The organism is Streptomyces sp. NPDC002867, from assembly GCF_053591895.1.
On record NZ_JBSFUR010000003.1, the window covers coordinates 61414 to 86832 of the forward strand.

At 72.9% G+C, this 25419-nt stretch carries 27 protein-coding genes; 14 read left to right on the plus strand and 13 right to left on the minus strand.

Features of this window, described 5'->3' with window-relative positions; translation table 11 throughout:
• Positions 1 to 68 precede the first annotated feature (68 nt).
• Entirely contained in the window at positions 69 to 974 is a 906-nt protein-coding gene (locus ACWD0A_RS03425; RefSeq protein WP_451294174.1) for a LysR family transcriptional regulator, read from the minus strand.
• A gap of 126 nt (positions 975 to 1100) precedes the next feature.
• On the opposite strand from ACWD0A_RS03425, the gene ACWD0A_RS03430 reads away from it, so the two are divergent.
• Positions 1101 to 1805, plus strand: a complete 705-nt coding sequence (locus ACWD0A_RS03430) for a type 1 glutamine amidotransferase domain-containing protein (protein WP_451294176.1) — start codon at positions 1101 to 1103, stop codon at positions 1803 to 1805.
• A gap of 6 nt (positions 1806 to 1811) precedes the next feature.
• Here the strand turns inward: ACWD0A_RS03430 and ACWD0A_RS03435 are convergent, their stop codons facing one another.
• On the minus strand, positions 1812 to 2201 hold the full coding sequence (locus ACWD0A_RS03435) for a VOC family protein (RefSeq protein WP_451294178.1): 390 nt from the start codon (positions 2199 to 2201) through the stop codon (positions 1812 to 1814).
• Positions 2202 to 2888: 687 nt separating this feature from the next.
• Between ACWD0A_RS03435 and ACWD0A_RS03440 the strand changes: the two genes are divergently transcribed.
• Both ACWD0A_RS03440 and ACWD0A_RS03445 read left to right on the plus strand, forming a co-directional pair.
• The gene (locus ACWD0A_RS03440; RefSeq protein ID WP_307717053.1) at positions 2889 to 3734 is read left to right on the plus strand and encodes a VOC family protein; all 846 of its coding nucleotides are present in this window, start codon (positions 2889 to 2891) and stop codon (positions 3732 to 3734) included.
• A gap of 60 nt (positions 3735 to 3794) precedes the next feature.
• Positions 3795 to 4475: an HAD family hydrolase gene (locus ACWD0A_RS03445; protein ID WP_451294180.1), complete on the plus strand. Its 681-nt coding sequence runs from the start codon at positions 3795 to 3797 to the stop codon at positions 4473 to 4475.
• A gap of 77 nt (positions 4476 to 4552) precedes the next feature.
• On the opposite strand, the gene ACWD0A_RS03450 is transcribed toward ACWD0A_RS03445, so the two are convergent.
• Positions 4553 to 5590, minus strand: coding sequence for an NAD-dependent epimerase/dehydratase family protein (locus ACWD0A_RS03450; RefSeq protein WP_451294182.1), 1038 nt, complete (start codon positions 5588 to 5590; stop codon positions 4553 to 4555).
• A 173-nt stretch (positions 5591 to 5763) separates the two neighbouring features.
• Between ACWD0A_RS03450 and ACWD0A_RS03455 the strand changes: the two genes are divergently transcribed.
• The 5 genes from ACWD0A_RS03455 to ACWD0A_RS03475 all read left to right on the plus strand — a co-directional run bounded on the left by ACWD0A_RS03455 (position 5764) and on the right by ACWD0A_RS03475 (position 9379).
• A complete protein-coding gene (locus ACWD0A_RS03455; protein WP_451294184.1) occupies positions 5764 to 6450 on the plus strand; it encodes a HemK2/MTQ2 family protein methyltransferase in 687 nt (228 codons plus the stop codon).
• A complete protein-coding gene (locus ACWD0A_RS03460) occupies positions 6434 to 6634 on the plus strand; it encodes a CDGSH iron-sulfur domain-containing protein (protein ID WP_451294186.1) in 201 nt (66 codons plus the stop codon). Before ACWD0A_RS03455 ends, ACWD0A_RS03460 begins: the two co-directional genes overlap by 17 nt.
• 5 nt (positions 6635 to 6639) lie before the next feature.
• Complete coding sequence (locus tag ACWD0A_RS03465; RefSeq protein ID WP_451294188.1) at positions 6640 to 7659, plus strand: iron-containing redox enzyme family protein; 1020 nt, start codon at positions 6640 to 6642, stop codon at positions 7657 to 7659.
• 159 nt (positions 7660 to 7818) lie between these two features.
• On the plus strand, positions 7819 to 8070 hold the full coding sequence (locus ACWD0A_RS03470) for a DUF5133 domain-containing protein (protein ID WP_177147938.1): 252 nt from the start codon (positions 7819 to 7821) through the stop codon (positions 8068 to 8070).
• A gap of 70 nt (positions 8071 to 8140) precedes the next feature.
• Positions 8141 to 9379: an FUSC family protein gene (locus ACWD0A_RS03475; RefSeq protein ID WP_451294190.1), complete on the plus strand. Its 1239-nt coding sequence runs from the start codon at positions 8141 to 8143 to the stop codon at positions 9377 to 9379.
• A gap of 171 nt (positions 9380 to 9550) precedes the next feature.
• Here the strand turns inward: ACWD0A_RS03475 and ACWD0A_RS03480 are convergent, their stop codons facing one another.
• The 5 genes from ACWD0A_RS03480 to ACWD0A_RS03500 all read right to left on the minus strand — a co-directional run bounded on the left by ACWD0A_RS03480 (position 9551) and on the right by ACWD0A_RS03500 (position 13543).
• Entirely contained in the window at positions 9551 to 10816 is a 1266-nt protein-coding gene (locus tag ACWD0A_RS03480) for a cytochrome P450 (protein ID WP_451294192.1), read from the minus strand.
• 55 nt (positions 10817 to 10871) lie between these two features.
• Positions 10872 to 11660: an RNA polymerase sigma factor SigF gene (locus ACWD0A_RS03485; protein WP_451294194.1), complete on the minus strand. Its 789-nt coding sequence runs from the start codon at positions 11658 to 11660 to the stop codon at positions 10872 to 10874.
• 196 nt (positions 11661 to 11856) lie between these two features.
• Entirely contained in the window at positions 11857 to 12597 is a 741-nt protein-coding gene (locus ACWD0A_RS03490; protein ID WP_307717063.1) for a metallophosphoesterase family protein, read from the minus strand.
• Entirely contained in the window at positions 12594 to 12848 is a 255-nt protein-coding gene (locus ACWD0A_RS03495; protein WP_451294196.1) for a BON domain-containing protein, read from the minus strand. The genes ACWD0A_RS03490 and ACWD0A_RS03495 overlap by 4 nt, the downstream gene beginning before the upstream one ends.
• On the minus strand, positions 12845 to 13543 hold the full coding sequence (locus ACWD0A_RS03500) for a nucleotidyltransferase family protein (RefSeq protein WP_451294198.1): 699 nt from the start codon (positions 13541 to 13543) through the stop codon (positions 12845 to 12847). Before ACWD0A_RS03500 ends, ACWD0A_RS03495 begins: the two co-directional genes overlap by 4 nt.
• A 259-nt stretch (positions 13544 to 13802) precedes the next feature.
• On the opposite strand from ACWD0A_RS03500, the gene ACWD0A_RS03505 reads away from it, so the two are divergent.
• Positions 13803 to 14201 carry an STAS domain-containing protein gene (locus ACWD0A_RS03505; protein ID WP_451294200.1) on the plus strand — a complete coding sequence of 133 codons (399 nt, stop codon included), beginning with the start codon at positions 13803 to 13805 and terminating at the stop codon, positions 14199 to 14201.
• An 11-nt stretch (positions 14202 to 14212) separates the two neighbouring features.
• Positions 14213 to 14704: an ATP-binding protein gene (locus ACWD0A_RS03510; protein WP_451294202.1), complete on the plus strand. Its 492-nt coding sequence runs from the start codon at positions 14213 to 14215 to the stop codon at positions 14702 to 14704.
• Positions 14705 to 14727: 23 nt separating this feature from the next.
• Here the strand turns inward: ACWD0A_RS03510 and ACWD0A_RS03515 are convergent, their stop codons facing one another.
• Positions 14728 to 15603 (minus strand): SigB/SigF/SigG family RNA polymerase sigma factor, encoded by an 876-nt coding sequence (locus ACWD0A_RS03515; protein WP_451294204.1) that lies wholly within the window; start codon positions 15601 to 15603, stop codon positions 14728 to 14730.
• 129 nt (positions 15604 to 15732) lie between these two features.
• Here ACWD0A_RS03515 and ACWD0A_RS03520 point away from each other — a divergent pair, with 129 nt between their 5' ends.
• Entirely contained in the window at positions 15733 to 16158 is a 426-nt protein-coding gene (locus ACWD0A_RS03520) for an ATP-binding protein (protein WP_451294206.1), read from the plus strand.
• A gap of 143 nt (positions 16159 to 16301) precedes the next feature.
• Entirely contained in the window at positions 16302 to 19253 is a 2952-nt protein-coding gene (locus ACWD0A_RS03525) for a HAMP domain-containing protein (RefSeq protein WP_451294208.1), read from the plus strand.
• Between the two features lie 102 nt (positions 19254 to 19355).
• Here ACWD0A_RS03525 and ACWD0A_RS03530 read toward each other — a convergent pair whose 3' ends face one another.
• A complete protein-coding gene (locus tag ACWD0A_RS03530; protein ID WP_451294210.1) occupies positions 19356 to 21635 on the minus strand; it encodes a PP2C family protein-serine/threonine phosphatase in 2280 nt (759 codons plus the stop codon).
• 318 nt (positions 21636 to 21953) lie between these two features.
• Between ACWD0A_RS03530 and ACWD0A_RS03535 the strand changes: the two genes are divergently transcribed.
• Entirely contained in the window at positions 21954 to 22277 is a 324-nt protein-coding gene (locus tag ACWD0A_RS03535) for a plasmid stabilization protein (RefSeq protein ID WP_177147957.1), read from the plus strand.
• Between the two features lie 103 nt (positions 22278 to 22380).
• Here the strand turns inward: ACWD0A_RS03535 and ACWD0A_RS03540 are convergent, their stop codons facing one another.
• Positions 22381 to 23079 (minus strand): endonuclease, encoded by a 699-nt coding sequence (locus ACWD0A_RS03540; RefSeq protein WP_451294212.1) that lies wholly within the window; start codon positions 23077 to 23079, stop codon positions 22381 to 22383.
• Between the two features lie 266 nt (positions 23080 to 23345).
• Here ACWD0A_RS03540 and ACWD0A_RS03545 point away from each other — a divergent pair, with 266 nt between their 5' ends.
• Positions 23346 to 23588: a DUF6158 family protein gene (locus ACWD0A_RS03545; RefSeq protein ID WP_451294214.1), complete on the plus strand. Its 243-nt coding sequence runs from the start codon at positions 23346 to 23348 to the stop codon at positions 23586 to 23588.
• Between the two features lie 72 nt (positions 23589 to 23660).
• Here ACWD0A_RS03545 and ACWD0A_RS03550 read toward each other — a convergent pair whose 3' ends face one another.
• On the minus strand, positions 23661 to 24218 hold the full coding sequence (locus ACWD0A_RS03550; protein ID WP_307717073.1) for a type 1 glutamine amidotransferase domain-containing protein: 558 nt from the start codon (positions 24216 to 24218) through the stop codon (positions 23661 to 23663).
• 210 nt (positions 24219 to 24428) lie between these two features.
• Positions 24429 to 25418: a methylmalonyl Co-A mutase-associated GTPase MeaB gene (gene meaB / locus ACWD0A_RS03555; protein WP_451294216.1), complete on the minus strand. Its 990-nt coding sequence runs from the start codon at positions 25416 to 25418 to the stop codon at positions 24429 to 24431.
• Position 25419: the final 1 nt, after the last annotated feature.

Consider the following 25419-nt stretch of genomic DNA (forward strand, 5'->3'; position numbering starts at 1 on the left):
CGTGTCCGTTGTCCAGACTGCGACCGGGAGCCCCGCGCGTCCGGCGGGAATCGGACGTCGCTGTCGCGTCAGAGCGCGCCCCACAGGTGGGCCCTGGTGCGCAGGTGGTCGTGCACGAGCGCGAGCGGGGGGTGGGCCAGGGCACCCGCGCGGACGGCGAGATAGAGCGTGTTGAGCGGTGGTGCGGCCGGTTCGTGAAGGAGCTCCACCGACCCGGCGGCGATTGCCGGTTCCGCCAGGTAGCGAGGGAGCGTGCTGACGCCCGCCCCCGCGACGACGGCGGCGAGCACGGCCCGCAGATCGGGAACGGTCACGGCGATGCCGTTCGGCGGACGCCGGCCGAATTCGCTCAGCCAGTAGCGCCTGACGATCGGCAGGTCGTCCGCGTACGCGACGAGCGGCAGGTGGGCGAGGGCGCCCGGCGGATCGGCCGCCAGCCGCACGGGGTCGACGGTGCGGGCCAGCGTCGGCGGTCCCACCAGGACGAACTCCTCGTCGACGAGCGGTGTCGCGGCGATCTCCTGCTGCGTCGGCCGCACGGCGGACACCACCAGGTCGACGCGTCCCGCCGACAGGGCCGCCAGCAGGTCCGCGGCGAGTCCCAGCGTCACCTGCAGGCGCAGTCCGCGCGTGGTGAGCGGGGCCAGTGTGGGCAGCACCCGCAAGGCCATCAGCTCGGCGGCGCCCGCGATGCGCACGGTGCCGACATGGGCGGCGCCGTCGCCCGAGGTGTCCAGCGCGGCGCGGAGCTCGTCCAGATGCGTGCCGATCCGCGCGGCGAGGTCGGCCGCGCGGGCCGTGGGCGTCGCCCCCTTGCGGGAGCGTACGAACAGCGGCTCGCCCAGCTCCTGTTCCAGCCGTGCCAGCTGGCCGCTGACCGCTGGCTGGGTCAGGCCCAGCCGCTCGGCGGCCGCGGAGAGGGAGCCGCAGCGGTAGATCTCGAGGAAGGTCGACAGCAGATCCAGCGCGGGCACGCAACCCTCTTTCCATAAGGGAACTTATGACGTCCATGATGCCCGCGGATGGCGTCGGGTGAAAGCTGGTGTTGTCCGCCTCGAGGCCTCAACAACCGACATCCATCAGTGAAGGACCCATTCCTCATGTCGAAGATCCTTATGGTCGTCTCCGGTGCCGACAGCCTGGAACTGGCCGACGGCTCCAGCCATCCGACCGGTTTCTGGGCCGAGGAGGTCGCGACGTCGCACGAGGTGCTGCGCGCCGCGGGCCATGACGTGACCATCGCGACGCCGGGCGGCGTGCGGCCGACCGCCGATCCGATCAGCCTGGACGCGCGGGGCGGTGTCGAGGAGGAGGACGCCCGCCGCTTCACCGCGTACCTGGCGGCCATCGACGGCGACCTCGCCGCGCCGCTCGATCTCGCCAAGGTGTCCGCGGACGACTACGACGCCGTCTACATCCCCGGCGGCCACGCGCCGATGACGGACCTCGCCGACCACGCCGACCTCGGCCGGCTGCTGAACGACGTCGACCGCGGCGGCAGCGTCGTCGCGGCCCTGTGCCACGGGCTCGCGGCGCTGCTGAGCGCGCGCCGGGAGGACGGCTCGTTCACCTTCGCCGGGCGGGAGGTGACCTCGTTCAGCGACGAGGAGGAGCGCCAGGGCGGGCTCGGCGACCGGTCGCCGTACTTCGTCGAGTCGCGGCTGCGCGAGCTCGGTGCGAAGGTCACCACCGGCCCGGCGTGGTCGAGCACCGTGGTCGAGGACGGCAACCTGATCACCGGCCAGAACCCGCAGTCCAGCGCGGACACGGCACGGCGCGTCGTGGGCGCGCTCGCCGCGCGCTGACACGGCTCAACCGGTGCCGGGAGCGGGCTCCAGCGTGAAGGAGTGTCCGGCCGGGTCGGCGTAGACGCGCGCACGACCCGGGCCGGGCCCGGCGCCGTTGTCCACCGGCACCGCCCCGAGGCTCACCGCCTCGCGCTCCGCCGCGTCCAGGTCGCCCTCTGCGACCCGGATGTACAGATGGGACTGCTGGGAGTCCTCGGGGCGCGGCCAGCTCGGCGGCGCGTACCCGTGGTCGCGCCGCACGGCGAGTACCACGCCGTCCCGCCCGGCCACCTCCACGAGATCCGGATCGTGACCGATTCGGACCTCGGCGTGGAGCAACGCCGCGTAGAAATCGGCGAGTTGCCGGGGTTCGGCCGAGTCGAGGACGAGGACTGCTGTCTTCGTAACCGTCATGCGATCCGCCTACCCCGGCCGTCCCGCCGCACACGACGGGGTGGCCGGGCGGCACCCGGTGCTGCGCGTCGCTGCCTTCCGCGGGGTGCGGACGTCTGCGGCCCGGCCGCCGTCTGGCGTGCGTGCTGTGCGGCGGCGTCGCCGGGGCGTGACCCACGGGCAGGGCGGGGCGAGGCGGCGTGTCCGGCCTGCCGAGCGGAGGGGACTGGCCCGGTCGGCGCGCGCTCCCCGCGGGTGGCGTGCGGCGCCGTTCGCTCGTGCGAGGGCTCGACCCGGGCATGCGGCGCAAGGGGCCTGGCCGCGCGGCCTGACGGGACCGTGTGCGGGCCGTCGCCCGGCCGGGAGAGTGGGACCACCGGGCCTGCCCGGTCTCTTCCGTCGGCGTGGGGCGGCGCCCGCCCCCGCCCGCCGGCCCCACGGCATCGGCGACGCGCGGGGCGCGGCCTCGGGCAGGGAGCCGGTCGCGGCGGGGGTTACCGATTCGCCGAACGGGCACCAGCAGGGCGAAGCCGGTGCTGTGGCGCCGGGAGGCGTGGTCGGCCCGTGGCGACACGGTCACGTCTGGTGATCGCCGGGCTCGCCTCTTGACGCCGCACGGGGGAACATGGGTTCCGGGACGCGGCCCTGCCAGGCGCCGCAGGTCCCGGTAAAAGGTCCCAGGCGAGCCCACGACAGCCGGACATGGTGATGAACGACAAGACGACCCCGGCCCGGTCCGCGACCGCCGCGCAGAGCGCGGCGGTGTTCGGCGCGCCCTGCTGGGTCAGCCTCATGGCCCGTGACCTCAAGGCCGCCCAGGACTTCTACGGGGCGGTGCTCGGATGGGAGTTCCGCAAGGGCAGGCTCGGTGAGGACTTCAGCGTCGCCCTCTCCGACGGCGCACCCGTCGCCGGTATCGGCGCCCTCGCCCCCCGCCTGACGGTCGCCGTCGCCTGGACCCCGTACTTCGCGGTCCGGGACGCCGACGAGGCCGCCGGCCGGATCAGGGAACGCAGCGGCACGGTCGCTGTCGGCCCCCTCTCGCTGGCCACCGGCCGCGGCCTGCTCGCCGCGGACCGCGACGGCGCGGTGTTCGGCATCTGGGAGGGGGAGCTGGTCAGGGACTGGCCCGCCTGGCAGGACAACGCGCCCGCCTGGATCAGGCTGCTGGCCAGGGACGCCTTCGAATCCGCGATCTTCTACGGCGAGATCCTCGACTGGGCCTCCGACCGCGCCGGCTGCTGCGAGGTCAGCTACGCGGAGGACGCGGTCCTGCTCCACCGCTCCGGACGCGTCCTCGCCCGCCTCACCTCCGGCGCCGACGGCACCGCGATCAACCCCCTCCTGCACCCGCGCTGGCACGTCCACTTCGCGGTGAAGGACGTCGAGGAGACCGCCCACACGGCCCGCAGGCACGGGGCGACGCTGCTCGGCGAGCGCTCCACGGCGCGGGGGATGGAGGCAAGCCTGCGCGACCCGGACGGGGCGATCTTCACGGTCAGCTCGCTGGACGACGCGGTCCCCGGTCCCGATCCCTCCCTCGTCGGCCCGTAGAGCCGCGGAGCCTTGAAGCCCCGTACCGCAGGAGCCCCGGCAGAGGCAGGAAGGCCCGCCATGGAACGAGCCGCCGTCTTCGACGTGGACGGGACCCTCGTCGACACCAACCACCTGCACGTCGTCTCCTGGTGGGAGGCCTTCCGGCAGTCCGGCCACCGCGTCGCCATGCACGACATCCACCGCGCCGTCGGCCTGCCCGGCGGCGACCTCGTAGCCCACCTGCTCGGCGACGACCGCGACCGTGACCAGGACGACACCGTCAAGGCCGCCCACAAGGCCCTGTACGCGGCGTACTCGGACCGGCTCCCGCCCCTGGACCAGGCGGGGCAGCTGCTGCGCACCCTCTCCCGTTCCGGCTGGACCGTCGTGCTCGCGACCTCGGCGTCGGGCGCCGAACTCGCGGCCCTGCGGCGCGCCATCGACGCGGACGATGCCATCAGCGCCATGGCGAGCGCCGACGACGTCGCCGAGGGCAAGCCCGCGCCCGAGCCGGTCCGGCATGCGCTGGAACTCGCCGGGGTGCCCGCCGAGCGTGCCGTCTTCGTCGGCGACACCGTGTGGGACATGCGGGCCGCCCGGCGCGCGGGCGTGCTCTGCGTCGGCCTCCTGTGCGGCGGCATTCCCCGCTCGGACCTCGTCGAGGCGGGCGCGCACGCGGTCCACGACGACCCGGCGGATCTGCTCCGTGCCCTGCACACCGGGCCGTTCGCCGAGATCGTGCGCCGGTCCACGGGCTGATTCACGTGCGCGCCCCCACGCCCTGATTCGCGGAGATCGTGCGCCGCACCACGACCTGAGCGGCACGGCCGCCCGCGTCAGTGCGCCCGGTGACCCGCCAGTGGCGCGGTGGCCTCCCCGCTGCCCTCCCGTACGCCCCGCAGGAACTCCCGCAGCGCGTCCACCGACGTGCGCTCCGGTCGCCACTCGAGCTCCTCCCGGGCGCGCGTGGAGTCCATCACAGGCAGCCGCAGCACGGCATCGAAGAGCTGCGGCGACGCCGGCACGAGGCGCATCGCCCAGGCCGCCGCCAGTGCGGCGTGCACGGGCCCCTTCGGCACCCGCACCACCCGGGCGTCCAGCAGCTCGCCGAGTACGCTCGCGTCCACCACGGGATCGGCGGTCAGGTTGAACGCTCCGCGGGCGTCGAGGAGGACGGCCATGAGGTAGGCGCGTGCGGCGTCGTCGGTGTGCAGGACCTGGAACCGGAGCCCTTCGATGTCCGGCACGACGGGGAGCAGCGACGGCCTGATCAGTGGTCCGGGCAGGAAACGCCCGGCGAAGATGCGGCGCTGCTCGCTCGCGGAGCTCTCCTTGAACAGGAAGCCGGGGCGCATCCGCACCACCCGCACCTGCGGATGCCGCTCCTCGAAGGCGTCGAGCACCCGCTCCAGATAGGCCTTCTCACGGCAGTACGCGGCACCGGGCACGCCATGCGTGGGCCACGACTCGTCGACACCGGGCAGGGACTTGGGCCCGGGCGCGTACGCGCCGACCGACGAAGCGTGCACCAGCACCGGTACGCGGGCCGCGACGACGGCGTCGAAGACCCGCAGCGAACCGAGGACGTTGCTCTGCCACGTGGTGCCGGGATCGTGCGTGGGCTGGAACCGCCAGGCCAGGTGCACCACCGCGTCGGCGTCCTCGAAAAGCCGGGTGAGGTCCGCCGTCGCGTTGTCGGCCGACAGGTCGGCCGTCGCCCACTCGGTCCGGGACAGCCGCAGCTCCGGCATGCGGCGCGCCAGTCCGAGGACCGACGCGACACGCGAATCCTCCGAGAGCGCCCGCACCACACTCGTGCCGACGTTCCCCGTCGCTCCTGTGACCACCACTCGCAGCCCTGTCGTCTCACTCATCGGGTCTCCGTCGTGCTGTCGGTTCCCGCATTCGGATGTCGGTGGCTTCCGGGTCCCCGCGGCGCACCGACCGAAACAGTTGGGACACGAGTTGCCATGAAAACCGCCGACGCGGGCACCCGGGGATCACGGCCGGGCGACGACCGCCCGCACGAGACCCCGAGGTGGCGACGATGGTGACCGCTGCGACGCCGGAGAGGACGCGTTCGCCTCGACTGCTGCGCACCCCGGGTGTGTACGCGCCGCAGATCGACACGTTCCTGCTGGCAGACGCACTGGCGCGCGAGCCGCTGAGTCCCGGGGCCGACGTACTCGACGTCGGAACGGGCAGCGGAGTCCTGGCGCTCGCGGCCGCCCGGCGCGGCGCCCGGGTGACCGCCGTCGACACCTCCTGGCGTGCCGTGCTCACCACCCGCGCCAACGCGGCTCTCGCCGGTCAGCGCGTCGAGGTGCTGCACGGCGACCTTCTCGCCCCGGCGGGCGGCCGTCGTTTCGACCTGATCGTCGGCAACCCGCCGTACGTGCCCGCGCCCAGGACGCGGCCGCCGCGGCGCGGCCCGGCCGTCGCCTGGGACGCGGGCCCCGACGGACGCGCGGTACTGGACCGGATCTGCGACGGCGCCGCAGAGCTCCTGCGCCCCCGTGGGGTGCTGCTGCTGGTGCACTCCGCGCTGTGCGGCGTGGCGCCCACCCTGGAGCGGCTGCGCCGCACTGGGCTCGAACCGGCCGTCACCTACCGCGAGCAGGTGCCCTTCGGGCCGGTCCTGAGGTCCCGTGCCGCATGGCTGCGCCGGCAGGGGCTGATCGCCCCTGGTGAGGACAAGGAAGAGCTGGTGATCGTCCGTGCCCACCGGATCTGAACGGCCCTGCCGCATCACGCCGACCCGCGACGGTCCGCTGCTCGTCGAGGGCCCGGTCGACGTCGTCCTCGAGGACGGCGCCGTCGCCACCTCGGACCGCTTCACGGTGGCGCTGTGCATGTGCCGCCGCAGCCGGGCCTACCCCTGGTGCGACACGAGCCATCGGCGAAAGGCCAAGGAGTGAGCGCCGTGCAACACGCCCCCACGCCCCTCGGGCGGGGCACGACGGAGCGGGAACTGCCGCAGGCCCGCGGAGACCTGTCGGCCGCCGTCCTGGACGCCCTGCGGACCTCGCCCGCCCTGGCGCGGTTCCCCGGCGCCCACGAGGCCGAACAAGCCGATCCGCTCGGCGACGACCTGCAACTGGCGCTCTACGCCTGCTACGAACTGCACTACCTGGGCTTCACCGGCGTCGACCCGGCCTGGGAGTGGGACCCGGAGCTGCTGCGGCTGCGCGCGGCCATGGAGGAGAACTTCCAGTGCGCCCTCCGCGCCGGAACCACCGGCCACCCGGACCTCGACGACGCGCTCGACTCCCTGCTCGTCGAACCGGTCCGCGGCGCCGGCGTCAGCCGTTACCTGCACGACGAGGGCTCGCTCTGGCAGCTGCGCGAGTACGCGGCCCAGCGCTCCCTGTACCACCTGAAGGAGGCCGACCCGCATGCCTGGGTCATCCCGCGCCTGCGCGGCCGGGCGAAAGCGGCGTTCGTCGCCGTGGAGTTCGACGAGTTCGGCGGCGGCCGGCCCGAACGCGTCCACGCCCGGCTCTTCGCCGACCTCATGGCCGATCTCGGCCTCGACACCGCCTACGGCCGCTACGTGGACGCCGCGTCCGCACAGATGCTGGCGACGGTCAACCTGATGTCCCTGCTGGGACTGCACCGCGCCCACCGCGGCGCTCTGGTGGGGCACTTCGCCGCCGTCGAGGTCACCTCGTCGCCCGCGTCACGGAGGCTGGCCGCGGCGATGCACCGCACCGGGGCGGGCAGTGCCGCCGAGCGTTTCTACGACGAGCACGTCATCGCCGACGCCGTCCACGAACAGGTCGTGCGCCGGGACGTCATCGGCGGACTCCTGGAGGACGAGCCCTCGCTCGCGCCGGAGGTGGCGTTCGGGATCGCCGCGACGGAGTTCGTCGAGGACCGGTTCGCCGAGCAACTGCTGGGCGCCTGGCGGCAAGGGGCAACGAGCCTGCGGACGCAGGTGTGAGATGACAGGGTGCCGCCGCGCGGTTCGGCCGTAAGGATACGAACCGCTACGCAACGTGATGGTCCGCGTGGCGGAAAAGGGCGCCTCGGATCACAATGAGGCACCGGACGGACGTCGTTCCGCCGCGTGGCTGGGGGCCGCAGAAACCGGGAGACCACGATGCTGATGCCCGACACGAGCGTCATCACCAGGCTGATTGCCCGCTACCGGGCCCAGGAACACCACCTCCTCGCCGCTCCGCACGACGAGCACGCCCGAAGACGCTTCGAGGACACCGCGTACACGCTGTGCGTCCTGATGTGCGAGCGCACGGCCCGCGAGGCGGTGCTGGCGGCCGAACGCTACGTGCACCGTCACATCCGCTCCGGCGCGCAGCCCATGGGCGAGCGCGCGGCGTCCGGCGGCTGCTGACAGGACGGAACGTCCGCAGCGGCCGGACGGACCGGCGAGGGAAAGCCGACCCGGACCAGAAAGGAGCAAGGTGCTCGAAGTCCGCAGAGCGCTTCCCGAGCCGGTCGTCGGCCTCGTACGCCGGCGCAAGGAACCCGTCGTCACGCAGACTCTGCGCTCCACGGCGGCGGCGACCATCTCCTACGTCGTCGCCCTGTACTGGGTCGACAGCACCGCTCCTCCGCTGACGGCCCCCCTCACCGCGCTCCTGGTCGTGCAGGTGACCCTCTACTCCACGCTCACCACCGGCGTACGGAGGGTCAACTCGGTCGTCGTCGGCGTGCTCATCGCCATCGGGTTCAGCGTGCTCGTCGGGCTGAGCTGGTGGAGCCTCGGCCTGATCATCCTGGCCTCCCTGGTGGTCGGACACTTCGTGCGCGTCGACGAGTTCGTCCCCGAGGTCGCGATCAGCGCCATGCTCGTGCTCGGTGTGACCCAGGTCGCCGACACCGCCTGGGACCGGGTGCTGGAGACACTGATCGGGGCCGTGGTGGGTCTGCTGTTCAACGTCGTGTTCGTACCGCCCGTGTGGGTGGAGACGGCCGGGGACTCCATCGAGGACCTGGCGCGGCGCATGCGGCGGCTCCTGCTCCTGATCGGCGAGGAACTGACCAGCCCCACGCCCGTCGAACGGGCCGCCGCCCGCCTCCACGAGGCCCGCCGGCTCGACAACGACGTCGCAGACGTGGACGCCGCCCTGCGGCAGGCGGAGGACAGCCTGCGGCTCAACCCCCGCGTCAAGGAAGGGCTGCTGCACCGCATCGTGCTGCGCACCGGACTGGACACGCTGGAGATCTGCGCCGTCGTCCTGCGCGTCCTCGCGCGCACCATCACCGACCTCGCCAAGGAACGCAGGGACGAGGCCCTGTTCACGCACGAGGTGGGCGTCGCCCTTCAGGAACTCCTCGGCCATGTCGCCGACACGCTCGTGAGCTTCGCCGTCCTCGTCACCACCACGACCAGCGGCAGCGCGGACGCCGCCGAGGCCCGGCTCACCGGAGAACTCGCCGCCGCCCGCACCAGCCGCGACAATGTCGCGGACCTGCTGCTCCAGGGCATGCAGGAGGTGCCCCGCCACTGGCAGTTGTACGGCGCCCTGCTCACCGAGATCGACCGCATTCTCGACGAACTCGACCTCGACCACCGCTCCCGGCGCCTGATGGAGGAACTCGACCGTCACACCAGGGAGCAGCGGGCGCGCCGCCCGAAGCTCTCCGCGCTGCTGGACCGGGCGCGCAAGCGCAGGCAGCGCCGGTCCGCCGCCCACTGACCTGATGAGGTCCCGGCTGCTCACCACCGCCACCATGACTCTGTGCCGGTGCGTCGTGCTCTTCTTCGCCTCGGCCGCGGCCGGTTCGGCATATCTCGCGGCGAGCGGTGTGATCGGGGACCCGCCCCCGCCACCCCGCCTCCGGTGCGGCAGCCCGTGAGACGAGGGAATTCAGCCCTCCGGGGCGGACCGCACGTTGATCACGAAACCGTCGGCGGGGCGGGTGGGGACCCGGCTCAACGGGATGGACAGATCCTGCGGCGGCACCTCGTAATCGAGCCGCGCCAGCCGCACGGCCAGCGTCGCCAGGAGCGCGATCGTGACGTCCTCGCCCGGACAGCGGTGGCCGGTCGCCGCATCGCCGCCGCCCTGCGGGATGAGCGCGTACGGGTCGGCGGGAGGGCCGGCGGCGAAGCGGGCCGGGTCGAAGGCGTACGGGTGGGGCCACAGGGCCGGGTCGTGCTGGTGCCCGTACACGTCGAGGACGATCAGCGTGCCCTTGGCGATCTCCTCGTCCTCGTAACGCACGTCCGCCGCCGCCAGCCCGGCCACGAAGGGCACGAACGGGTAGAACCGGCGCACCTCGTGGGCGAACGCCTCGGCGTACGCGGGATCGCCCGTGCGCAGTGCGTCGCGGTGCTGGGGCCAGCGGTGCAGCGCGTGCGCGGCGAACGTCAGGTACCAGGCGACGGCGGCGGTCGGGCGCACGATGTTCAGCACCTCCACCGCCGCCGTGTGCGTGTCCAGCGGCCGTCCGCCCGCCTCCTGGTGCAGAGCGACGGCCCGCAGGGCCGAGCCGCGGGGCGCGCCGTCCTCGTCCGGGACCGCGTCGTCGCGCACCGCCTCGATGAGCTCCGCGATCCGCGCCTCCTGCCGGGCGCGGGCCTGGCGCGCCCGCCAGTGCCGGGGGCCCGCCGTGGCGAAGCCGTCGGCCATGGCCACCAGGTCGTCCGCCACGGCCGGGACCTCGTCGTCGCCGAGGGGCATGCCCGCCCACGAGCAGACCGCGCGGGTGATCACCCGCGCGGTCTCGGTGAACAGCTCCGTCCGCGTCGAGGCGGCCCACGACCGGGATGCGAGGTCCCACTCCGTGCCGGCGCTCTCCGCAAGGGAACCGACGGCCGCTTCGTCCTTGAGCAGGGACATCAACAGCGCCTTGCGCACCCGGTGGCTCTCGCCGTCCAGGGTGTGCACGGCCCCGCGCCCGAACAGCGTGTCGACCACGGGGCCGGGCAGCGCGGCGCGGCGGACGACGTGCCGTTCGTCGTAGAAGAAGCGGGCCGCGTCCACACCGTGCAGCACGATGGTGCGGCGACCGAGGAAGCGGGTGGGGACGGGCGCTCCGCCCTCCCGGCGCAGCAGGTCCGGGATCCAGGCGTAGCCCTGGGTCAGAGCGGAGAGGGTGGCGTCGGGGCGCAGTGTCTCGCGGAGATCCATGCGGTCAGGGTTCCCCGCCGCGCGGGCGGAATGCTCGCTTGTCCGACATTACCGCTCATGCGGCGTCCCGCATGACCTCGTTGCGCAGCTGGTCGCAGCAGCGGCTGATGAGCCGGGACACGTGCATCTGGGAGATGCCGAGCGTCTGGGCGATGCTGCTCTGCGTCATGTCGCGGAAGAAGCGCATGTAGAGGATGTTCTGCTCCCGCTCGGGCAGCTTGCGCAGGCCGGGTTTGACCGCCTCGCGGTCGACGAGGACGTCGATCGCGGGATCGGCGGAGCCGAGCGTGTCGCCGAGGGAGTAGCCGTCGTCCGCGCCCGGCAGCTCGGCGTCCAGGGACAGGGTCGTGAAGCTCTCCAGGGCCTCGAGCCCGAGGAGCGCGTCCTCCTCGCACACGCCGGCGCGTTCGGCGATCTCGGCGACCGTGGGGGAACGGCCGGAGATGGTCTGGCTCAGGTCCTGGCGCGCGAAGCGGACGCGGTTGCGCAGGTCCTGCACCCGGCGGGGTACGTGCAGGGCCCACATGTGGTCGCGGAAGTGGCGCTTGACCTCGCCGACGACGGTGGGGACGGCGAAGCTCTCGAAGGCGCCGCGCGAGGGGTCGTAGCGGTCGACGGCCTTCACGAGGCCGAGTGCGGCGACCTGTTGCAGGTCCTCGAGGGATTCGCCGCGGTTGCGAAACCGGCCGGCGATCCGTTCCGCCATGGGCAGCCAGGCCGCCACGATCTCCTGCCGCAGTTCCTGCCGCTCCGGGCCGTCGTCCAGCTCGGCCATCCTCCGGAAGGCGTCTGCGGTGTCGGGGGCATCGGAGTGCGAGTGCTTGCCTTGTGCCAGCGTGCGCATGATGTCGGGTCTTCCTGCAGGGTGTGGTGCCTTGAAGGATTCGACTCACCCGCAGAAGCGGCCCCTGGGCCGGTCTCCCGCACCCGGAGCCTCGGCTCCCGCGGGGTGTGCTCCGTCCGAAGCACAACACGCGGCTGCCCGGGACTTCACCGCCAAAACGTGGCACAGAGGGCGCTTTTCCGCCGGGGAACGGCCCTCACAGGGCGGCGGGCGCCCGCACCGGCAGGTGGTACACGGCGAAGGCGTGCCCGATGACCGGCTGGGCGACGTTGCGCACCTTCACACCGCCCGCGGTCAGGCCGTGCTCGGTGCCCAGATGCGCGTGCCCGTGCACCGCGAGGTCGGCACGGCCCTCGTCCACCGCCTCGGCCAGCAGATAACTGCCCAGGAACGGGTAGATCTCCGGCGGCTCACCGGCCAGCGTGTCCGGTACGGGGGAGTAGTGCGTCAGCGCGATCCGCGCGGCGCAGCCTCGCTCCTCGAGCTCCAGCAGCGAACGGCACAGGTCCGCCGCGCACCGCCGGGTGTAGCGGACGAACGCCTTCATCTCCGGCTCGCCGAACTCGCCCGCGCTGCGTCCCGCGAACCCCCCGCAGAAGCCCTTCGTACCGGCGATCCCGAGCCGGGTGCCGTCGATGTCCAGCACGGTGCCCGAGCCCTCGAGGACCGTGACGCCGGCCCGCTGGAGGACCGTGGTGACCTTGTCCTCCTGGTCGCTGTGGTAGTCGTGGTTGCCCAGCACGGCGACGACGGGCACGGGCAGTCCCTCCACCTCCGCGGCCACCACCTGCGCCTCCTCCACCGTGCCGTGGCGCGTCAGGTCACCCGCCAGCAGCAGGACGTCGGCGCTCTCGCCGAGGGTGTCGAAGGCCGGACGCAGCGCACCGTGGCTGTCCGGGCCCAGATGGATGTCTCCGACGGCGGCTACGCGAATCACTCCAGCTCCTCAGGGCGTTCGGGGGCCGTCGCGCCGGCGATCACCAGATCGGCCCGCATCGGCAGCCCGCCGAGTTCGGCTTCGGCGATGCGCAGGATCTCGGCCCTGCACGACGCGCTGGACACGGTGCCGTTCAGGTGCACGTATCCACCGCGCATGTCGATCTGGACGCCCAGTTCGGCGACGTCCTCCTCTGCGAGCCGCTCGCGCAACCGCGCGATGCGGTACTCGGACGCCTCGAAGCGGGTCATGGCACACCTCCCGGACCGCCGGTGCGTGGCGAGATCACGTCGAGCCGTTCCAGCAGATACAAGAACGCGTCCGGCATGGGGGACGCCGTGTGTTCGCGGCGCAGCGCGTCCCAGTCCACCCGCTCGCGCAGCGCCCGGGCGACGGGCAGCAGCCCGCCGAAGTCGCAGTGGTGCTCGGACAGTGCCGCGAGTCTGCTGCTCATCAGGTCCGTCGGCGCCAGCACCGGCATGTGCACGGAGTCCACCGACATGATCTCCGCCCGGTCCAGCATCTCCTTGGTGACCGGACGGTGTGCCAGCTCGAAGATCAGGTCGATCTCCTCGCCGCCCGCCCTCGCTTTCATGAGCCAGTCCTCCGGCGGGGACACGACCTCGACCCCTCCCTGCGTGAGGGCCCGCACGACGCCCTCGGCGTCCTTGCGCCGCAGGCAGAAGTCGGAGTCGTGCTGCAGCCGCAGCGGCACCCCGTAGGCGTACACCGCGACGCTCCCGACGAGGGCGAACGGGTAGCCCGACGCCTTGAGCAGCGCCGCCACCTCTTTGGTGGCCTGGAGGATGGCCTGCGTGTGGTCCTCGGGCAGCGGCTCGGCCCCGGTCCGGGTCGCCGGGGCCGCCGCGGTACCGCCCGCGCCCGGGACCCGGCCGGAGACAGGCCGCACATGTGCGGTGCGGGGGGTTTCCTTGATGGGGTTCATCGCCGGTGCTCCGTCCAACGTCGGGAACGTCATGTACCCCTTCGGCGGCTGTCGATCCATGGTTGCACCTGTCCGGGTGGAATTCGCGGGGGACCGGTGTGCCGGGGCGGCGGGCGGGTACCCGCAGGCTCCCGGTACGGCCGTCCCCACCGGACCGCGGCGCGCGGCGCGCCGACGGGAGCAGTGGCACGGCGGCCCGGCCGGGCAACAGCCGAGGAGCCGGAAAGCGCCGGCGCGAGTGTCGAGGAGGCGGGAGCCCATGGGTCCGGAAGCCACCAGAGGGGCCGGAGATCAGGCGGCCACCGGAGGCGATCGGTTCTCCGTGACCACCGAGCGGCGGGCGGACGCCGTCGTCCTCGTGCTCAGCGGTGAACTCGACCACGACACGGCCGAGCCGCTGCGCGAGGCCCTGGCCCTGCACGTGCGCCAGGGAGCCCGGCGCATCCTCGTCGACTGCGGCCCGCTCTCCTTCTGCGACTCCACCGGCCTGAACGTCCTGCTGCACGCGAGGCTGGCCGCGCTGGAGGCGGGGGGCCGGATCGAACTCGCCGGACTGGGCCCGCCGGTGGCACGGATGTTCGAGATCACCGGAGCGCACTCGGTCTTCCAGGTGTACGCCGGCGTCGAGGAAGCGCTGGCGGACGAGCGGCCGGCCTAGCGGGGGGTCCGATGAACAATACGACCCTCGGCGGCCCGGGACAGACCCGCAGGCTGGCGCTGTACGGCACGAAGGGCGTGGTGACCCGGTGCCGCGACTTCACGCAGGACGCGCTGTACGACTGGGGGTGGACGCGGGCCAGGGACCTGATCGGACTCGACGACGAGAACGGCGAGGCCGTCGAGGACGTGCTGCTGCTCGTCTCGGAGGTCGTGACCAACGCCTGCCTGCACGCGGGAGGGCCGCATGAGCTCGTGCTCCACCAGTACGGGCCGCGGCTGCGGATCGAGGTCGCGGACGCCAGCCCCGAACCGCCGCGCCGCCGCGCGCCGAAAGACCTCGCGCAGCCCGGCGGCCACGGCCTGATCATCCTGGAACGCCTCGCCCGTACCTGGGGCTCCGAGCGCCGGGGCACGGGCAAGGTGGTCTGGGTCGAGGTCCCGGTCCCCCCGCCCGCGCACCGCGGGGGAGCGGTCGGCGGGGCGGGACCGGTGAGGCCGTGATCCCTTGCCGCTATCCCTCGGGCTCAGGCCATGATGCCTTCGCGCAGCGTCCCGAGGATCCGCGCGAGCAGCCGGGAGACGTGCATCTGCGAGATGCCCAGCCGTTCGCCTATCTCCGCCTGGGTGAGCTCCTCGCGGAAGCGCAGCGACAGGATCAGCCGGTCGCGCTCGTCGAGTGTCGCGATGAGCGGCTTGAGCGCTTCCAGACAGTCCACGATGTCGAACGCGGGGTCCTCCACGCCCAGCCGGCGCGAGACACCGGTGGAGGCGTCCTCCTCGTTGACCGCCGTGTCCAGCGACTGGGCGGTGTAGCCGTTGGACGCGCGCTCGCCCTCGAGCACCTCCTCCTCGCTGACGTGCAGGTGCTCGGCCAGCTCGGCGGTGGTGGGCCTGCGGCCCAGCTGCTGCTCCAGCACGTCGAGCGCCTTCGCGAGCTCGATGCGCAGCTCCTGCAGCCGCCTCGGGACGCGGACCGACCAGCTGGAATCGCGGAAGTACCGCTTGATCTCCCCGACCACGGTCGGCAGCGCGAAGGAGGCGAACTCCACCTCGCGCTGCACGTCGAAGCGGTTGATCGCCTTGATGAGGCCGATGGTGCCGACCTGGATGATGTCCTCCATCGGCTCGGCCCGGTTGCCGAAACGGGTCGCCGCGAACTTGACCAGGCTCAGGTTGAGCTCGACCAGCGTGTTGCGGACGTACGCGTACTCCGCGGTGCCCTCGTCGAGCTCGGCCAGGCGCCGCAGAAGCGCCGCCGAGAGCGGGCGGGCGTCCGCGGGGCTGACGGTCCGGGGATCGCGGATCTGCGGCAGCCCGGCCACCGCGGCGCGGGCGGCGCCGCCGGGATCCGGCGGCGCGGCCGCGGGGGGAGACGGCTGAGTGTCTGCGGTGCTGGCCATCGGGTTTCCTTCGACGGGGCAGAGGCCGGCGCTGTCGGCTGCAGCGGGACCGTCGGGCGAATCCCTGTTGTGAGGGGGCTTTCCCACTTTTGCATGCTTTGATGCAGATTTGATGGGCACTGGCACGTTATGGGAAGCCCACCGGAACTGAGCCCGGTCTCGACCGGCCGCCGGTTCGCCCTCGACGGCGGACCGGGGGTCGTGGCGCGCTGCCGGGACCTGACGCGTGAGGCCCTGCACGACTGGTTCCCGCAGACCGGACCCGGTGTGGCCGTGGCCATGGGCGACGTGCTGCTGCTCGTGTCCGAGATCGTGACCAACGCGTACCGGCACGGTGGCTTCCCGTACGAGCTGGAGCTCGACCGGGGACCCGGCCGCATCTGGGTCCAGGTCAGCGACACCAGCGCGGTCCGCCCCCGACCCCACGGCCCGCACCGTGCCGCCCGCTCCTCCGGTCACGGTCTCTACCTGCTGGAGCGGCTCTCCGCCGACTGGGGCTGGGCCCGGCACGGCACCGGCAAGACGGTGTGGTTCGCCGTCGACATCCCCGGGTGAGCCGCGCCCGGCGATGCCCGAACCCCGAGCGGTCCGCTGGGGTGTCCCGCACATGCCCGCGTGCCACAGTGGAGGAAGCCGTAGACGACGCCGCCCGCGCTTGAGTCGCGCGGCGCCGCGCCCCCCACAGCACGAGGTCTGCGATGGATGTGTCCGCCCCCGCGCCGGGCCCCGAACCGGGCCGGCCGCCCGCCGATCCGAGCGGGGAGGAGCTGAGGAAACTGCTCGCCGGTCTCGTCGCCGTACGCGACGGGGACCTGTCCGTCCGGCTGCCGAGCGATTCCTCGGGCCTGCTCGGTGAGATCGCGGGGATCTACAACGAGATGGTCGACCAGTTGTCCCTGGTCACCTCGGAGGTCACCCGCGTCGCCCGCGAGGTCGGCGGCCAGGGGCTGCTGGGCGGCCAGGCACGGGAGCCGCGGGACAGCGGAGTGTGGACCGAGCTGACGTCCGGCGTGAACACCATGGCCGACAACCTGACCTCCCAGGTGCGCAACATCGCCCAGGTCGCCACCGCCGTCGCCCGCGGCGACCTCACCCGCAAGATCGACGTCGACGCACGCGGCGAGATCCTCGAACTGAAGGAGACCATCAACACGATGGTCGACCGGCTCTCCTCGTTCGCCGAGGAGGTCTCGCGGGTGGCCCGCGAGGTCGGCACCGACGGAAACCTCGGCGGGCAAGCCACCGTCCGCGGCGTCTCCGGCACGTGGAAGGACCTCACCGACAACGTCAACTCCATGGCGAACAACCTCACCAACCAGGTGCGCAACATCGCCCAAGTCACCACGGCCGTCGCCCGCGGCGACCTCACCCGCAAGATCGACGTCGACGCGCGCGGCGAGATCCTGGAGCTGAAGACCACCATCAACACGATGGTCGATCAGCTGTCCGCTTTCGCGGCGGAGGTCACCCGCGTGGCCCGCGAGGTCGGCAGCGAAGGCCGGCTCGGCGGCCAGGCGGAGGTGGAGGGCGTCTCCGGCACCTGGAAACGGCTCACCCAGAACGTCAACGAACTCGCCGGCAACCTGACCCGTCAGGTACGTGCCATCGCCGAGGTCACCAGTGCCGTCGCCGAGGGCGACCTCACCCGCTCCATCACCGTCGACGCCCCGGGCGAGGTCGGCGACCTCAAGGACAACATCAACGCGATGGTGGAGTCCCTGCGCGCCACCATCCGCGCCAACGAGGAGCAGGACTGGCTCAAGAGCAACCTCGCCAGGATGTCCGGCCTGATGCAGGGCACCCGCAACCTCGACGTCGTCGCCGAACGCATCATGGAGGAGGTCCCGCCGCTGGTCCGCGCCCAGTACGGCGGATTCTTCCTGGCCGAGGAGGGGCCCGACGGGCCCGAGCTCGTCATGATCGCCTCCTACGGCTCTCCCGAGGGTCCCGGGGAGCAGCCGCGCCGCTTCCGCTTCGGCCAGTCCCTCGTCGGTCAGGCCGCGCGCAGCCGCCGCCCCGTCGAGGTGCACGACCTGCCGCCCGGCTACGCCACCGTCACGACCGGTACCGGCAGCGCCGACCCGAGCCATCTGCTCGTGCTGCCCGTCGTCCTCGAGGAGCAGGTGCTCGCGGTCATCGAACTCGCCGCCGTCCGCCCGCTCACCGTCGTCCACCGCCATTTCCTCGACCAGTTCATCGAGACCGTCGGCGTCAACGTCAGCACCCTCCTCGCCAACAGCCGCACCGACGAACTCCTGGAGCAGTCGCAGCGGCTCACCGCCGAACTCAGCACCCGCTCCAAGGAGTTGACGGCGCGCCAGGAAGAGCTTCAGCGGTCCAACGCCGAGCTCAAGGAGAAGGCGGCTCTGCTGGCCGACCGCAACCGCGACATCGAGCGCAAGAACCTGGAGATCGAGCAGGCCCGCCAGGAACTGGAGGCGCGAGCCCAGCAGTTGTCGCGGACGTCGATGTACAAGTCCGAGTTCCTCGCCAACATGAGCCACGAACTGCGCACCCCGCTCAACAGCCTGCTCATCCTGGCCCAGCTCCTCGCGCAGAACGTCGAGGGCAACCTGACCGAGAAGCAGGTCGACTACGCGCAGGTCATCCACTCGGCCGGCTCCGACCTGCTCCAGCTCATCAACGACATCCTGGACCTGTCGAAGGTCGAGGCGGGCAAGATGCCCGTCCACCCGGCCCCTTTCGCCCTCTCCGACCTCATGGAGTACGTCGAGGCCACGTTCCGGCCCGTCGCCGACGAGCACGACCTCGCCTTCGAGGTGATCGCGGAGCCCGGGACCCCCGACCGCCTGACCACCGACGAGTCGCGGCTGCGCCAGGTACTGCGCAACCTGCTGTCCAACGCCCTGAAGTTCACCGAGCGGGGCCGGGTCGAACTGCGCGTCGCGAACGTCCCCGACGACGAGGTGCCCGCCCCGCTGCGCGGCACCGGAGCCGTCGTCGCCTTCCACGTCCGCGACACCGGCATCGGCATCCCCGCAGACCGCCTGGAGAGCATGTTCGGCGCCTTCCAGCAGGGCGACGGCACCACCTCACGCCACTACGGCGGCACCGGCCTCGGCCTGTCCATCAGCCGGGAGGTCGCCAGTCTGCTGGGCGGTGTGATCGAGGTGGACAGCAGCCCGGGACGCGGCAGCTGCTTCACCCTCTTCCTGCCCGTCCACGGTCGCGGCGGCGTCTCCGGCGCGTCGGAGACCGGCATCGCTCCGGAGCAGACGGACATGTCCGCCCGGGACACGTCCGCCACCGGCCACACCGTCCTCGTCGTGGACGACGACAGACGCAATGTGTTCGCCCTCACCGAGATCCTCGAGAGCGAGGGCATCAGGGTGCTGACGGCCGACAACGGCAGGGACGGCATCGAAGTGCTGCGGACCCACGACGAGATCGGACTCGTCGTGATGGACGTGATGATGGCCGGCATGGACGGATACGCGACCATGGCCGCCATGCGGGACCTCCCGCGCGCCGGGCACGTGCCGGTCATCGTCGTCACCGCCAAGGCCATGCCGGGCGACCGGGCCGACGCCCTCGCCGCGGGCGCCGACGACTACGTGGCCAAGCCCGTGGACGCCCTCCGGCTGCTGGCGAAGATCCGGGGCCTGCTGGGAGAGACGCACAGCCCGTGACCGCGGGGCGACGCGACGGACCGGCCTGTGCGTACGCACAGGAGCCGCGAAGAGGAGCCGGAGGCGGTGCCCGAGCGGCGCCGCGGTTCACCCTGCCCGGCGTCAGGAGGGACGGATGGCGATCAGGCTGGTGTCGTCGTCCGTGTCACCGGTGGCCTCGCGGAGCAGCCGGTCCACCTGTTCCTCGACGGAGCACGGACCGAGCTCCTCCGCGGTCAGGCGCAGGGCGTCCAGCCCGCTGTCCAGGCCGTCGTGGCGCCGCTCGATGAGACCGTCCGTGAACAGCAACAGCGTGTCGCCGGGGACCAGTCGGGTCGTCTTCTCGCTGTACGAGGTCGTCGGCAGGGCGCCCAGCAGGATGTCGTGCGGCGGCTCCAGCAGCCGGGCCCTGCCCTCGCGGACCAGCAGGAGGGGCAGATGGCCCGCGCTCGCCCAGTGCAGGACGCGGTCCGACGGGTCGTACAGCGCGCACACGGCCGTGGCCGTGGGGTGCCCCGGCGCGTGCAGCGTCACCTCGTTGAGCCAGTCCATGAGCCGGCCGGGGGGATGACCCGTGAAGGCAAGCCCCCGCAGGGCGTTGCGCAGGGCCACCATTCCCGTGGCCGAGTCGATCCCGTGTCCCGCGACGTCCCCGACCGCCACCAGCACCTGCCCGTCCGGCAGCGGCAGGATGTCGTACCAGTCACCGCCGACCCGGTACTCGGCCGCCGCCGGCCGGTAGCGGGCCGCCGCGCTCAGCCCCGGCAGCAGGGCCGGCGGCGGGATCTCCGGCACGATGGCCTGCTGCAGCTGGAGAACCAGCCGGTGCCGCAGAACGGCCTGCGCGCGCACCGCGTTCAGCTGGTCGAACGTCGCGGTGAGCGCGACCTCCGTGTGGTACTCGGCGGAGATGTCCTGGTAGACGCCGGTGATCCCGGTGAGCGTGGACTCGCGCAGCAGCGGCTCGGCGGCGATCCGCACATGACGGGGACCGCCGTCCTGCCGCACCACCCGGACCACGGCCGACGCGCCCTTGCGGCGCTCCATCACATCGGTGAGCAGCTCCGCGAGATCGTCCGTGTCCTCGGGATGCACGCGCGAACGCAGTTCGGGAAGGGGGACGGGCACCGCGTCCCGGGGCATGCCGAAGATCGCGTACGTCTGCTCGGTCCACGTCGTCCGGCCCGTCGTCAGGTCGTCCTCGAACAGCGCGAGGCCCTGCAGACGCCCCACCGCGCGGCCGACCGCCGTGCGGCGGTCGCTCGCCGTGTGCCACAGGACGACGGCACGGTCCCTGCCCGCAGGGAGGACCCGCACGTCCAGGAGCGGAGCCGGGGACTCGTCGCCGTGGTGCTCGGCGGGCAGCCGTGCCGCCCGCTGGAGGAAGCCCGCGTACCGTGCGCGCCGGGCCATCGCCGACAGGTCCCTGTGCACCAGGGGGAACGCCACCTCGATCGGGCGGCCCGCCACCCGGTGGGCCCCGCCGAGGGCCTCGGCCGCCTGCGCGTTCACGTGCTCGACCGTCAGGGCATAGTCGCCCGGGTCCCGGTGCAGCGTCATCGCGGGGCCGACCAGACAGTCCAGCAGGTCGTCGAGCGCGGGCAGTTCGGCGAGCGGCTCGGCCGCCGCCCCCAGTAGCCGGCCCGCGACCTCGACGAGCGCCGGCAGCGCGACACGCACCTGCTCGTCCAGCTCGGTGCTGTCCGGCCAGACGGCCAGGGCAAGACCCACCGCGGAGCCGCGCACGCGCAGCGGGACGACCGCCCGCGCGGCCCGCGCGAAGGGGCCGGGCAGCACGTCCCCGTCCGCAGGCCCGGACGGCAGCCAGACCGGCTCGCCCTCGGTGAGCGCCCTGCGCAGGGGCAACGGAGCGGCGGGCGGGATCCACCGCCACTGAGAGGCCTCCAGGGCGCCGACCCCCGCATGCCCCATGAGCTCCAGGCAGCCGGACTCCGTCTGCCGCCACAGCCACAGCCCCTCCACCCCGAGCGGACGCAGGCCGCCCTCCAGCAGCGTGGCGGCACCCCTGGAGACGGACTCCTCGGCCTCCGCCGCGGCCGTGACCTGACGCAGCCGGCGGGCGTCGGTCCACAGGGTGCTTCCCTGCTCGCGGTCCGGGGAAGGGGGCGCGGAGACGGTGAGGGATCCGGCCACGCCGTTGACGATGTCGGCGGCGATGTCCTCCGGGCTCGATGCGGCGGCCCGCGCCAGCCGCGCCAGATGTTCGGCCGCCTCGGACGGCGAGGTCTGCAGCTGTGCGGCGAGGATGCCGGTGGCCACGTCGGTCAGATGCCGTCGGGTCATGTCGTCCCGCAGCGCGGCGTTCTCCGCGGTGAGCCGCTGGAGGACCGCCGGCGTGTGGTTCTGCCCGCCGCCGCCTTCGAAGGGCCCGTGCGCAGGCATGTGTCTCGACCACTCCCTCTCGGGCAGCGCGGGCGACCGGGAACGATCGCCGCCCCGCTGTGGAGTTTACGCGCGGCGGTGAGCGGCGGCACATGTGCGCACCGGGCGGGTGTCCGGCATGGCCCTGATCCGCCGGACACGCCCCGCAAGGACCGCCGGCGCCGGATTGCCGCCGGACGGCGCGGGTACCCGCAGTACCCGATCGCCGCAGCGCATCGCCGCAGCGCATCGCCGCAGCGCCCGGCGGCGCGATTGCGGCACCGTCCGGTGCGGCGCACGGTGGACGGGTCGGATCCGTCCCGGTCGAAGGAGTAAGACATGCCCCGCGGTTCCAGCCCCAAGAGGGAACGGCAGTACGAACACATCAAGGAGAGCGCCGAGCAGCGCGGCGAGAGCGACAAGCGCGCCAAGGAGATCGCGGCGCGGACGGTCAACAAGGAACGGGCCCGCTCGGGCGAGTCCCGTACGGCGAGCAAGACGTCCAAGCAGGACATGTCCTCTTCGAGCCGCGGCGGGAAGCGTTCGGGGAAGGGCTCCGAGGGTCCGACGTACGACCAGCTGTACGCGGAGGCGCAGCGCCGCAACGTGCACGGCCGCTCCTCCATGAACAAGGCCGAACTGAAGCGTTCCCTCGGCAAGTGACGGCCTTTCGGGCGGTCCCTGCCAGTGATCCGGCCGGCCGGGCGCACCCTCATCACCCGGTCGGCCGAACCATGTGCCGGAGTCGTCGGTGACCGCGCGCCGTTCAGCTCTTCGCCGCCGCCTCGCCGGCCTCCGCCGCATCGGCGACCTCCGTGTCCACCGCCGCCCGTACGAGCGCCGCCGCGAGATGCGCCGGGTCGTTGTTCCGCGCGGACTTCAGGCCGCGGGCGGACTTCAGAAGGGTCTGCGCGTCGGCGGGCAGGCCCAGCCGGCGGGCACCGTCCAGGGCCTTGTCGTCCAGCAGCGGACCCGCCTCCGGCCACACGCCCTGCACCTCGCGCAGGAAGATCTCCACCCCGGCCGGTCCGAGACCGGGCACCTCCCGCAACAGCTTCCGCATCTCCCCGGCGTCCCTGCCGGCCGCCTCGCGCATGCGGCGCAGGTCTCCGCCGTACTTGTCGAGCACCAGCTCGGCCGCCTTGCCCAGCTGAGTCGCCGTACTCTCGTCGTAACGCCGGTAGCCGCCCCTGCCGAGGGCGTCGACCCTGTCCTGCCAGGACGCGTCGGCCATGGCGCGTGCGCTGCGCATGCCCGCACCGTTGAGCTCCCGCGCGGAGGCGACCGCGGCCGAGCTGCGGATGCGGGCGCTCAGCAGACACGTGAGCACGAGCAGCCGGTACAGCGGCTGCGGGGTGTCCCGCAGCCGGATGCCCGCCTCCTCGGCGTAGGTGCTGCCGTGCTCGTCGAGCAGCGCCCGCAGGACCTCGCGCTGCTTCGCGGGGGACGCGGTCCGCGCGGTCATGTCCGCTCACCGTTCCCGTGCGGCCGGTGCAGCGGCGCGCCGCGCCGGCCGCGGGCGGACTCGTCCGTCCAGGCCGTGTCGACCTGCACGCTCCCCCGCGGTCCGGGAGGCTCGGGGAGAGGGGTGGGAATCGCCGGCTCCATGGTCTTCCTCCCTCGGAGGCCGGATATCGCGTCACGAGCGGGTACCCGCTGGGTGGGCGGCGACACGCCGTCCCGCGCCGAGGCGGCGCGGGGCACAGCGACGAACGGAAGGGACGGTTGGCCGTGAACGAGACCGAGCGCCAGGGCGTCGACCCGGCACGCCTGGACGAGCAGGATCTGCTGCGGGAGCTGGAGAGCATCCACCGCAGCCGTCACGACACGCTGCTGTACGGGTCGGCGGCCGCGTTCACGGCGCACGACGTGCGCATGAAGGAGCTGGAGGCCGAGTACCTGCGCCGCCACCCCGAGCGTCCGGTCGCCTCGGGCCGCACGCGCGAGGGCGCCCGCTCCCGCGGCCACAGCTGACCGGGGCCGCGGGGCCAGCTGACCGGGGCAGATCCCTCGCGGCACCGGGGCCCGGCCCCGGTGCCGCGTCGGTCAGCGGCCCGCGGCGACGCCGGAGCTGCGCGCGAACTCGGCGGTGAACGCAGCGCAGAACGCCTTGAGATCGGCTGGCTTGCGGCTCGTGATCAGGGTGCTCGGCGCCGCCTGGCAGACCTGCACCTGCTCGTCCACCCAGTCGCCGCCCGCGTTGCGGATGTCGGTGCGCAGACTGGGCCAGGACGTCAGGGTGCGCCCGCGGACGACGTCGGCCTCCACCAGCGTCCACGGGGCGTGGCAGATCGCCGCGACCGGCTTGCCCGCATCGAAGAAGGACCGTACGAAGGCGACGGCCTTGCCGTCCATGCGCAGCGCGTCCGGGTTGGCCAGGCCGCCGGGCAGCACCAGCGCGTCGTAGTCGTCCGCGGACGCGTCGGACACCGCCTGGTCCACCGGGAAGGTGTCCGCCTTGTCGAGGTGGTGGAAGGCCTGCACCGTGCCGGGGCGCGTCGCGATCAGCCTCGGCTCGTGGCCCGCGTCCTTCACCGCCTCCCACGGGTCGGTGAGCTCGACCTGCTCCACGCCCTCGTGCGCCGTCAGAAATGCGATCAGCATGATGAACGCTCCTCCTCTGTCCCGTCGGCTGCCTGGCCGGGGCGAGTACCCGGAAGCCCCGGCGGCGACACCGCCGCCGGTTCCCGGGTTTGAAGCGGGCACGGAGGGGGACCCGGATGTCCGGTCGAGCGGCCGATGGGATGAGGCCGGGTGCGGACGGCGGTCCCGCACCCGGCTCCCACGGCTCTCGAATCCTCTGCTGCGGCTCCTCTACTGCGGCCTCGCGAACGCCTCGAGCAGGCGCTCCGCCGCCAGCGTCGCGGTCAGCGTGCCCTCCCGGACCCGGCGTTCGACGTCCGGCGCGAGTTCCCGCACGGCCGGGTGCCGATGCAACCGCTCCACCAGCGCGTCGCGGACCATCGCCCAGGTCCAGTCGATCTGCTGGTCACGCCGTTTGGCCGCCAGCCGCCCCGTCGACTCCAGCACCGTCCGGTGCTGCTCCAGCCGCTCCCACACCGTGTCGAGCCCGGTGCCCTCGCGGGCGCTGCACGACAGCACCGGAGGAGTCCAGGCGGCGTCGGCCGGATGCATGAGCCGCAAGGCGCCGGCCAGTTCCCGGGCGGCGGACCGGGCGTCGCGCTCGTGCGGACCGTCCGCCTTGTTCACGGCGATCACGTCGGCGAGCTCCAGCACGCCCTTCTTGATGCCCTGGAGCTGGTCCCCGGTCCGGGCGAGGCTCAGCAGCAGGAACGAGTCGACCATGTCCGCCACCGCGGTCTCGGACTGGCCGACACCGACCGTCTCGACCAATACGACGTCGTACCCGGCGGCCTCCATCACGATGATCGTCTCGCGGGTCGCCTTCGCCACACCGCCGAGCGTGCCCGCGCTGGGGGAGGGCCGCACGAAAGCGGCCGGATCCGTCGCCAGCCGCTCCATCCGGGTCTTGTCGCCCAGGATGGAGCCGCCGGTCCGCGTGGACGACGGGTCGACCGCGAGGACCGCGACCCGGTGGCCCAGGCCCGTGAGCATCGACCCGAGCGCGTCGATGAACGTGGACTTGCCGACGCCGGGCACACCGCTGATGCCCACCCGCCGGGCCGCGCCCGCGTACGGCAGCAGCTCGGTGAGCAACTGCTGCGCGAGCACCTTGTGGTCGGCGCGCGTGGACTCGACGAGCGTGACGGCGCGGGCGACGTAGGCCCGCGACCCGTCCCGCACGCCCTTGACGTAGGCCTCGATGTCGATCTTCGGCGGCATG